General features: G+C 44.8%; 1 pseudogene. It reads left to right on the plus strand.

Features of this window, described 5'->3' with window-relative positions:
• Nucleotides 1-70: 70 nt before the first annotated feature.
• Nucleotides 71-1,173: pseudogene (locus QUB66_RS29665) on the plus strand (ISAs1 family transposase).
• Nucleotides 1,174-1,178 lie beyond the last annotated feature (5 nt).

Genomic DNA, 1,178 nt, shown 5'->3' on the forward strand with positions numbered 1-1,178 from the left:
CAGGGCTATTTCATTCTGGTTGAGTAGCTGATATGATAATAAAGTATTGTAGTCATTCACATGATATGTCATGTCTCAAATTGCCATTGTCGAAGCCTTCGCAGACCTACCCGATACCCGTCGAAGAGCAGGGCAACGCCATCATCAAGCGCTGTGTTTAGCCTTGTTTACGCTAGGTGTTGCTGCCGGAAATCGTGGATTTCTGGCGATTGGGGATTGGTTAAAAGCCCATCACGAGCAATTAGTGACTTTATTTCAACCACCTTCCGAGCGATTACCCTCCTACAGCACGATTCGGCGGACATTACTGCGGTTAGAATATCAGACTTATTCTGGTTGTTTATCGAAGTTTTTTGGGATTCAACCTTTGCCCTCTGAAACGATTGCGTTGGATGGCAAAGTATTGCGCGGGTCTTATGAATGTCCCACTGACGACCCAACAGTCGATTCCCATCCAGCAATTATGCTAGTAAGTGCGTATATTGTGGAACGTGGGTTGATTCTCGAACCCTATGAGGTGGATTCAAAAACGAATGAAATCACGGCAATCCCTGCTTTTATTGAGCAGATGGCGCTTAAAGGTGTAGTGTTCGCCTTTGATGCCATCAGCACCCAAAAAAAACTGCTCAGATCATAATTGATAGTGATAATGATTACTTGGGTGCGCTCAAAGGTAATCAATCTGGATTATTGACCGCAGTAGAAGCCGCATTTCAACCGCAAGAAACCTCATTTCAGATGAATAAAGGGCATGGTCGGATTGAAAAACGTACCGTCAGCATCAGTCAAGACTTGACGGAAATTCCTGATTTTCCGGGACTAAAAACCTTAATTCGAGTTGAATCAGAACGCCATGTCTATCGAGCGAACATCATTGAATCCTCTACCGAAACTCGCTACTACGTCTCTTCATTAACTGAAACAGCCGCTTGCTTTGCTCAAAGAATTCGAGGCTATTGGGGAGTCGAAAACAAGGTTCATTATGTCCGTGATGTGACTCAAGGGGAAGATGCTTGCCGGATTCGCACCGTTGGACTCGTTCAGTCTTGGGCAATCGCACGGAATTTTGCCTTGAATTTGTATCGCGATCATGGCTTCCAAAACATGGCTCAAGCTCAACGTCTCGCTGGCTTTAGTTGTAGCATACTCAAAGATCTGTTTAGAATGAAATAGCCCTG

Origin of the sequence: Microcoleus sp. A2-C3, assembly GCF_036706065.1 — a bacterium.
Taxonomy (GTDB): Bacteria; Cyanobacteriota; Cyanobacteriia; order Cyanobacteriales; family Microcoleaceae; genus Microcoleus.